The sequence below is a fragment of the Actinomadura sp. NPDC000929 genome (assembly GCF_040492065.1).
GTDB lineage: Bacteria > Actinomycetota > Actinomycetes > Streptosporangiales > Streptosporangiaceae > Spirillospora > Spirillospora verrucosospora.
This window is the reverse complement of sequence record NZ_JBEUPA010000237.1, coordinates 1-8,273: the sequence shown is the minus strand read 5'-3', so window position 1 is coordinate 8,273 and position 8,273 is coordinate 1. Positions and strand designations below refer to the sequence as shown.

General features: G+C 73.4%; 8 protein-coding genes. 5 read left to right on the top strand and 3 right to left on the bottom strand.

Annotated elements, in window-relative coordinates; all coding sequences use genetic code 11:
- Positions 1-95 precede the first annotated feature (95 nt).
- Genes ABWI04_RS40565 through ABWI04_RS40550 form a run of 4 tightly spaced genes read left to right on the top strand, consistent with a single transcriptional unit; the run spans position 96 to position 3,623 of the window.
- Positions 96-1,043 (top strand): peptidoglycan-binding protein, encoded by a 948-nt coding sequence (locus ABWI04_RS40565; RefSeq protein ID WP_353835730.1) that lies wholly within the window; start codon positions 96-98, stop codon positions 1,041-1,043.
- Positions 1,040-1,798: an ABC transporter ATP-binding protein gene (locus ABWI04_RS40560; RefSeq protein ID WP_353835729.1), complete on the top strand. Its 759-nt coding sequence runs from the start codon at positions 1,040-1,042 to the stop codon at positions 1,796-1,798. The genes ABWI04_RS40565 and ABWI04_RS40560 overlap by 4 nt, the downstream gene beginning before the upstream one ends.
- Positions 1,795-3,000: an ABC transporter permease gene (locus ABWI04_RS40555; RefSeq protein WP_345185023.1), complete on the top strand. Its 1,206-nt coding sequence runs from the start codon at positions 1,795-1,797 to the stop codon at positions 2,998-3,000. The genes ABWI04_RS40560 and ABWI04_RS40555 overlap by 4 nt, the downstream gene beginning before the upstream one ends.
- A 47-nt stretch (positions 3,001-3,047) precedes the next feature.
- Positions 3,048-3,623, top strand: coding sequence for an antibiotic biosynthesis monooxygenase (locus tag ABWI04_RS40550; RefSeq protein ID WP_345185025.1), 576 nt, complete (start codon positions 3,048-3,050; stop codon positions 3,621-3,623).
- Here ABWI04_RS40550 and ABWI04_RS40545 read toward each other — a convergent pair whose 3' ends face one another.
- From ABWI04_RS40545 to ABWI04_RS40535, 3 genes are read right to left on the bottom strand one after another with little or no spacing between them, the layout of a single operon-like run.
- The gene (locus ABWI04_RS40545) at positions 3,624-5,417 is read right to left on the bottom strand and encodes a choline/carnitine O-acyltransferase (protein ID WP_353835728.1); all 1,794 of its coding nucleotides are present in this window, start codon (positions 5,415-5,417) and stop codon (positions 3,624-3,626) included. It lies immediately after the preceding gene.
- Positions 5,414-6,241: a class I SAM-dependent methyltransferase gene (locus ABWI04_RS40540; protein WP_353835727.1), complete on the bottom strand. Its 828-nt coding sequence runs from the start codon at positions 6,239-6,241 to the stop codon at positions 5,414-5,416. Before ABWI04_RS40540 ends, ABWI04_RS40545 begins: the two co-directional genes overlap by 4 nt.
- Before the next feature lie 13 nt (positions 6,242-6,254).
- Entirely contained in the window at positions 6,255-7,118 is an 864-nt protein-coding gene (locus ABWI04_RS40535; RefSeq protein WP_353835726.1) for a HalD/BesD family halogenase, read from the bottom strand.
- A 302-nt stretch (positions 7,119-7,420) separates the two neighbouring features.
- On the opposite strand from ABWI04_RS40535, the gene ABWI04_RS40530 reads away from it, so the two are divergent.
- Positions 7,421-8,273 (top strand): serine/threonine-protein kinase (locus tag ABWI04_RS40530; RefSeq protein WP_353835725.1); only part of this gene is annotated, 853 nt, incomplete at its 3' end.

The window sequence follows — 8,273 nt, the reverse complement described above, 5'->3', positions numbered from 1 at the left end:
GGTGAAGACCCGGTACGTCCCCTGGACGTCCTGGCAGGCCGGCTCGACGATCTGGCCGAACGCCATCCCGGGCGTCTCCTCGACGCAGGCCGAGAATGCCGCCCGGCACCGCGAAGGTGGCCCGGGAGACGCTCAGCGACACCCAGACCGAGGACGGGCGGCTCGGCTACGGCCCGACCCTGACCGCGACGAGCCAGGCCAGGGGCACGATCACCTGGCTGCCCGAGAGCGGGGACGAGGTCACCCGCGGCCATCGGCTGTACGAGCTCGACGGCGACCCCGTCGTGCTGATGTACGGGCCCAAGCCGTCCTACCGGCCGCTGCGGGTCGGCACCGAGGGCTCCGACGTGAAGCGGTTCGAGCGGAACCTCAGCGCGCTCGGCTACGACGGCTTCACCGTGGACGACGAGTACACCTCGGGCACGGCCGAGGCCGTCCGGGAATGGCAGGAGGACATCGGCGCGCCGGAGACCGGGACCGTCGAGGTCGGGCGGGTCGCCTACGCGGAGGGGCCCGTCCGGGTCGAGACCGTCGCGGCGAACCCGGGCGAGCCCGCCGCGCCCGGCAAGAAGATCCTCGGCTACACCGGGACCGCGCAGGCCGTCACGGTCGAGCTGGACACCGCCGACCAGCGGCTGGCGAAGAAGGGCGCGCGGGTCGAGGTGACCCTGCCGGAGGGCCGGCCGGTCGCGGCCGAGATCGACGAGGTCACCACCGTGATCGAGCCGGGCGGGCAGGGCGAGGACCCGGAGACGAAGGTGGAGGTCACGATCTGGCTCGACTCCGCCGCGGCCAGGAAGGCCGCGGCCCGGTACGCGCTCGCCTCCGCCGACGTCCGGTTCACCGCGGGCAGGCGCGAGAACGTGCTGACGGTGCCGGTGTCCGCGCTGGTCGCGCTGCGGGAGGGCGGCTTCGGCGTGGAGGTCGTCAAGGGCGGGACGTCGTCCTATGTCCCGGTCGAGACGGGGCTGTTCGCCGACGGGAAGGTCGAGGTCTCCGGACCGGGGATCGCCGAGGGCGTGCTCGTGGGGGTGCCGAAATGATCACACTGCGGGACGTGAGGAAGTCCTACCCGGGCGGCGTGCACGCGCTCGCCGGGGTGTCGCTGCACGTCGGCGCGGGCGAGCTGGTCGCGATCGTCGGCCCCTCCGGGTCGGGCAAGACGACCATGCTCAACATGCTCGGCACCCTGGACCGCCCCACCTCGGGCGAGATCAGCGTCGACGGCCACGACGTGGGGCGGCTCCCGGACGCGCGGCTGTCGGCGCTGCGCGCGAGCCGCATCGGGTTCGTCTTCCAGCACTTCCACCTGGCCGCCGGGACCCGGGCGATCGACAACGTCGCGGACGGCCTGCTGTACACCGGGCTGCGCCCGGCGGCGCGGCGCCGGCGGGCGGCGGCGGCGCTGGAGCGGGTCGGGCTCGGCCACCGGCTGGAGCACGAGCCGCACGAGCTGTCCGGCGGGGAGCGGCAGCGGGTCGCGATCGCGAGGGCGGTCGCCGGGGAGCCCGCGCTGCTGCTCGCGGACGAGCCGACCGGCGCGCTGGACTCGGCGTCCGGCGAGGGGGTGATGGCGCTGCTGCGCGAGCTGCACGCCGCGGGCACCACCGTCGTGCTCATCACGCACGACCGGGAGATCGCGGCGGCCCTGCCCCGCCGCGTCCGGATGCGCGACGGCCTGGTGGTGGAGGACTCCGGGGTCGAGGACGCCGTGGTGGAGGACGCCGTGGTGGAGGACGCCGCCGCGGTGGACGGCCCGGCGGGGGACGGCCCGCGCCCGGCGGGGGCGGCGCGATGACGGCCGGGACGCTGCGCCCGGCGCGGCTGTGGCCGGGCGACGTGCTCAGGGTCGGCGCGGTGGGCCTGCGGACCCGGCCCTTGCGGGCGTTCCTGTCCGCGCTCGGCATCGCGATCGGGATCGCCGCGATGGTCGCGGTCGTCGGGGTGTCCTCCTCGTCCCGCGCCGACCTCGACCGGGCGCTCGCGGCGCTCGGCACGAACCTGCTGACCGTCTCGCCCGGCAACACCCTGACCGGAGAGAAGGCGGAGCTGCCGCTGGAGTCGGAGGCCATGGTGGCCCGGATCGCCCCGGTCCGGGAGGTGTCGGCGACCGGTCTGCTGGACGGCGCGAAGGTCTACCGGACGGGCAGGATCCCGGAGGCGGAGACCAACGGGATCTCGGCGTACGCGGCCCGCGCCGACCTGCGCGCCGCGACGGGGGCGAAACTGCGCGGCGGCGTGTGGCTGAACGCCGCGACCGGCGGCTTTCCCGCGACGGTTCTCGGCTCGACCGCCGCGCGGCGCCTCGGGATCGGGCACGCGGCCCCGGACGTCCAGGTGCTGATCGGCGGCCGCTGGTTCACCGTGATCGGCATCCTGGAGCCGGTGGTGCTGGCCCCCGAGCTGGACAGCGCCGCGCTGGTCGGCTGGCCGGCGGCGCGGTCCCGGCTCGGCTTCGACGGCCATCCGACGACGATCTACACCCGGTCGGCGGAGGCGAGCGTCGAGGACGTCCGGGACGTGCTGGCCGCGACCGCCGACCCGGAGGCGCCGAACGAGGTGGAGGTGTCGCGGCCGTCGGACGCGCTGGCGGCCAGGAAGGCGGCGGGGGAGGCGTTCACCGGGCTGCTGCTCGGCCTCGGCGCGGTCGCGCTGCTGGTCGGCGGCGTGGGGGTCGCCAACACCATGGTCATCTCGGTGCTGGAGCGCCGGTCGGAGATCGGGCTGCGCCGCTCCCTCGGCGCGACCCGCGGCCAGATCCGCACGCAGTTCCTCGCCGAGTCGCTGCTGCTGTCGGCGCTCGGCGGCGCCGGCGGGGCGGCCGTCGGCGCGCTGGTCACCGCCGGCTACGCCGTCTCCCAGGGGTGGCCGGTGGTGATCCCCGCGTGGGCGGTGCTCGGCGGGGTCGCCGCGACCCTGCTCATCGGCGCGGTCGCCGGCCTGTACCCGGCGATCCGGGCGTCCCGCCTCAGCCCCACCGAGGCGCTCGCCGCCACCTGACCGGGACATACATGCATGGACCGGACGTGACGGGTGAGATCTCAGCCATGGCTTCCACGGAGACCGAGCCCGTCACGGTCGTGTTCACCTGGGACGTCAAGCCGGGCCGGGAGCGCGACTTCGAGGAGTGGGCGGAGGGGCTCCACGAGGTCGCGACCCGGTACTCCGGCCACCAGGGCGCCACCTGGCTGCGCGCGGAGGGGTCGCGGCACCGGTACTACACGGTCGTGAACTTCGCCGACCAGAAGAGTCTCGACCGGTGGCTGCACTCCGGCGAGCGCGCGGAGTGGATCGAGCGGGTCAGCGGGATCGCCGACGAGCACCGGCAGGACACCACCGGGCTGGAGACGTGGTTCAACCTGCCGGGCGAGTCCGTCCCGCCGCCCTCCAAGCTCAAGATGATCGTGGTCACCTTCTGCGCGGTGTACCCGCTCAGCCTGCTGCTGCAGGCGTTCGTCACGCCGCTGACCCAGTCGTGGCCGCTGCCGGTGCGGGCGCTGACGTTCCCCGTCATCGTGATCCCGCTGCTCACCCTGCTCGTGATGCCCGGGCTCAGCCGGGTGTTCCGGCGCTGGCTCTACCCGATCGGGCGGAGGCACCGGCCGGCGAGACCCGGCCGGTGATCACGCCAGGAGCTCCCGCAGCTCCCGGACGGCCTCGCGGAGCCGGTCGGCGAACTCCCGCATCGCGCCCGCCACCGGCCGCGGAGTGCTCAGGTAGACGTTGAACCGGTCGGGGAGCAGGACGTAGGCGACGCCGATGCACTGCTCGCTCGTCGACCCGAACCCGAAGTACCGGATGTTGACCGACGGCGCCGAGCTGGTGCTCAGGTAGTCGTCCCGCATGACGAGCCACCCCGGGGACTCGAACAGCGGGAGCGGCTCGGTGACGCCCAGCTCGGCGCCGCGCCGCTTCTGGACGAGCTGGAGCTCCCAGAGGTGCTGCTCGGGCGCCTGCCCCGCCTGGCACTCCCTGGCCCGCCGGACGTGGGCGTCGGCGGCGGCGCGGAACGCGTCCCGGCGCGGTCCGGGCCCGGCGGCCGGGTCGCCCATGGCCTCGACGAAGCGGAGCACCTCGGGGGTGACGACCCGCATCGCCTCGGTCCGCCCGTTCCGGTACTGGCGGGTGGCGATCGACTCGTAGGTGGCGCCGACGCGGCCCTTGGCGCGCTTGTGGGCGAGCTGGTAGGCCATCTGGACGAACGCGTCCGGTGACATCTTCAGCTGCTTGATGCTTTCGGTGCCGAAGTCGTCGAACGACACGGTCGCGGTGGCCGTGGCCGCCCCGTAGGCGGCGAACGCCGCCGCGGCGTCGCCGATGTCGCGCCGCAGGGCGTCGTCGAGGGTGAACTCGATCGCCCGGACGGCCGGGAGCCCCTGCGACCGGGCGCCCGACCGGTGCGACAGCTTCTCCGGGGATTCGCCCAGCAGCGCGTCGACGAAGCTGAGGATCGTGGTGCCGTCCAGGCCGCAGTGCTCCACGTTGATGCCCGCGGTGCCGTCCCCGAACACGACGAAGGAGACGGCCTTGTCGAACCAGCGGTTGGCGCTGTCGCCGTGGAGCAGGTGGTCGCAGGCGTCGAGGGTGCTCGCGGGGACGAAGTCCTCCAGGCACACGCAGAACAGCGCGGTCTCGACGTCGTCGAGCGCCTCGGCGTTGCCGAGGGCCAGCAGCGCCTCGCGGCTCGCCGCCCACTCGGCGCGGGCCTTGGTGGTGAGGTGCCCGGCGGACGGCTCCGGCGCGGCCTCCGCCCTCATGACGGCGGCCAGTCCCGCCCGCAGCTCCTCCAGCGTGTGGGGGCGGCCGTCGGGCCCCAGCACGTCCATCCGGATCATGTTGCCGCGGAAGAGCACGACGATGTGGCGGGCGTCCGAGGGGCCGGGCCACTCGGCGGTGTAGGGGGCGCGGACGGTGTCCTGCTCGGCGCCGGGGATGCGGGTGGTGGAGAACAGGTACCGGTTCTGCGCCATCGACAGCGGCCGGCCGCGCTGCACGACGGGCGGGATCTCCTCGCGGTCGAGCCGCAGCTTGTAGTCCAGCGCTCCGGCGACGAGACCGGCCGCGCGCTCGACCTGCCCCTCCGGCGACTCCTTGAACAGGAAGAAGAAGTTGGCGTTCAGCGCGATCCGGTCGCGGCGGCCGAGGTACCGGTAGGGCCAGAAGGTGTCCAGCCAGCTGTCCACCCCCTCGCTCGCGTCGTAGCGCTCCAGCGCGGCGTGCAGCGTGCGGCCCGGCCCGCCCGGGCGGGCGAACGAGGCCAGCGCCGCCTCCGTCCGGGCCCGCTCCTCCGCGGTCAGCAGCGGCCCGCACCATTCGAGGAACCGCTCGCAGGTCTCGTCGAGCGTGGGCAGCGGCACCCGCGGCAGGCGCTCCTCGTTGCCGAAGGTGCGGGACGAGAGTTCATCGCCGGCGTTCACATCGATCCTCTTGTTCTGTCGTCAGGACGGGAGACGTAGAGCTGCGCGTAGAACCAGCCGCCGGTCTCCAGGCCGCTCGGGTCGGCGCCGACGTCGGCGAGGCGGTCCAGGACGAGCGCCTGCTCCTGCGGCGTCGCGAACCGCCGCTGGCGGAACAGGCCGTCGTGGCGGACCGTCGTGTACCCGGCGGCCGCGAGCGCGTCGGCGACCGGGTCGAACGGGAACATGCGCAGCACGAAGTGCGCCATCCAGGGCCGGTGCTCCCCGTGCGCCTCGACGACGCGGGTGATGGTGCGCTCGGTGACGTATCCGAGGCACCCCGTCGAGATGACCACGTCCGTCCCGGCGAGCTGGGCGCGCTGCTCGGGGGTCGGCTCGTCGTTCTCCAGATCCGCGTGGACGGCGCCGTCGAGGAAACCGGCTTCGAGCGCGTAGGAAAGGGCGCTGTCGGAGGCGTCCAGGCCGAGGAAGCGCAGCCGGCTCGTCGTTTCACGGGAACGGACCAACTCCCGGTCTCGGGCCAGCAGCCTGGCACGGGTGTATCCGAGGGCGTCGGGACCGCCGTAGCGATCGTACAGGTCAGCCATCGTCACGCCGTATTTCAGCAGGGCCGCATTGATGCCGTAGGAACAGCCGATATCGAGAACGGTCGGAACCGGGACACCGCGCGCCTCCCGGTATTCGGCGATGAGCCGCTGGAAGTGCGGTTTGGCCAGTTCCGGGATGTCGTAATGGAGTTCGCGCAGCGTGCCGAAGTAGGCGCGGGGATCGGGGCTGGTGTAGATGTGGTCGAGCGAGATCTTCCCTGTGGCGTCCGTGCGCACGGGCGGGTGCCTCCTAGTCCAGCAGCCGGTCGACCCGGACGGCGCGCCCCTCCGCCGCCAGGTGCTCGGGCAGGACGCGGCCGAAGAGCTGCCTCGTGCGCGCGACGCTGCCGATGACCCCCGGGCGCTCGCTGTAGGCGAGGATCGCCGTGTGCCGCGCCGTGTCCCCCCAAACCGCGGCGACCCGGTGCAGCGAGTACCGTCCCTTGAACAACTGCAGGTCACCCGGGCGAAGCGTGAGCCGCCGGACGAGGTCGCCGCCGCGGCCGGTCAGCACGCGGCGCACGTCGCCGAAGTTCTCCGCCTCCGCCGACCTGATGTTCGGGCAGTACTCGAAGACGCCCCCGTCCTCGGGTTCCCGCGTCAGCAGGCTGACCGTGAACTCGTTGGTGTCGAAGTGCCAGGGATGCTCCATTCCCGGGTTGACGACGTTGAGGACGAGCCCCGACAGCGGATCGGCCAGCTCGTGCACCCGGGGCAGCCCGAAGCAGGCCGCCACGAACCGCTGGAAGAGCCCGTTCGCGTAGAGCCGGTGGACGAGGAAGTCCGCGGGGATGTGGTCGCGGGCGACGAACGCGTTGCCCCGCTCGACGGTGAGACGCCCCGGATGGTCCTCCGGCAAAGGCGTGCTCACATCGATGTTGTAGGCGTTCACCGTTTCGACGTCGTAATGCGCGTGCGGCGCGATCGCCTCGCATTCCGCGCGCAGCGCGTCCAGCAATGCCGGGCGAATGAAGTCGGGCAGCACGCAGCAGCCCGTTTTCCCCAGTTCGGCCCTGGTCCGGGAAACGAGAACGTCCCAGCCGGCGCCTCCCGGCGCGGCCAGCGGATAGCGCTCCGTGTCGACGACCCCTGCGAGAGCCTCCGCTGCGCCCATGAAGATCCTTTCGCGGTCGGCGAACCCCAACGGGTTGTAGCACATTCCTTCCGTGAATTCCCGGCCGCGCTTTTCCTCCGCGCTTTGTCATGGAATGATAAGCGCGGCCCGTGACCTGTGGCTTCGGAGGCCTCCGGGCCGGGGGTCGCGCGGCGGGCGGTGTGTCCCATCTCACCGGCCGTCCCCGGAGGCCCTGCCCGGCCCCCGGACGCGGCGGTCGTGCGGACTTTCCGCGAACCTTTCCTCACGCGGTGGCGTCACCGTCCTGTGAAGCATGATCTGAAGAGCGGCGGGAGCGCGGGATGGACTGGCGGCTGACGGGGTTCACTGAGGAGCGCGAACTCGGACGGGGCGCGCAGGGACGGGTCGTCCTGGCCCGCCACACGGCGTCCGGGACCCCGGTTGCGATCAAGTACCTGGTCGGCGGGGATCCCGGCGCGGTCGGCGCGCTGCGGTCCGAGGCGCAGATGCTGGGGCGCCTGACGAGCCCGTACGTGGCGCGCCTCTACCAGTTCGTGGAGGGCGAGCACGGCGCGGCGATCGTGATGGAGGCGGTGAACGGCGCGTCCCTGAAGGAGGTGCTGCGCGAGCACGGGGCCCTCGCCCCGGAGGCGGCGCTGCTCGTGCTGAAGGGCTCGCTGCTCGGGCTCGCGGCCGCCCACGCCGTCGGCGTCGTGCACCGCGACTACAAGCCGGCGAACGTCGTGGTGCGGGGCGACGGCCTCAGCAAGCTCGTGGACTTCGGCATCGCCGTCCTGGCGGGCGGCAGCTCGATGTCGGGGACGCCGGTCTACATGGCGCCGGAGCAGTGGCGCGGCGAACCCGCCAGCCCCGCCACCGACGTGTACGCCGCGACGTGCGTGTTCGTGGAGTGCGTCACCGGGCGGCGCCCCTTCGCGACGGCCGAGCGGGCGGCCCTGATGAACCAGCACCTCACCGCGCAGGTCGACGTGCGGGAGGTGCCCGAGCCGCTGCGCCGGCTCGTCCTGGAGGGGATGGCCAAGGACCCGGGGCAGCGGCCGCCGGGCGCGGCGGAGTTCGTCACGCGGCTGGAGTCCGTCGCGATCGCCGCGTACGGGAGCGACTGGGAGCAGCGGGGCATGCGCGCCCTGGCCGCCGCCGCCGTCGCGCTGGTCGCGCTGTTCCCGCTCGGCG

What these genes read in the sequence shown, in the direction of transcription:
- ABWI04_RS40560 (WP_353835729.1), top strand. Translation starts at nt 1,040, where the DNA reads ATGATCACACTGCGGGACGTGAGGAAGTCCTACCCGGGCGGCGTGCAC.
- ABWI04_RS40535 (WP_353835726.1), bottom strand. Translation starts at nt 7,118, where the DNA reads ATGGGCGCAGCGGAGGCTCTCGCAGGGGTCGTCGACACGGAGCGCTAT.
- ABWI04_RS40555 (WP_345185023.1), top strand. Translation starts at nt 1,795, where the DNA reads ATGACGGCCGGGACGCTGCGCCCGGCGCGGCTGTGGCCGGGCGACGTG.
- ABWI04_RS40565 (WP_353835730.1), top strand. Translation starts at nt 96, where the DNA reads ATGCCGCCCGGCACCGCGAAGGTGGCCCGGGAGACGCTCAGCGACACC.
- ABWI04_RS40550 (WP_345185025.1), top strand. Translation starts at nt 3,048, where the DNA reads ATGGCTTCCACGGAGACCGAGCCCGTCACGGTCGTGTTCACCTGGGAC.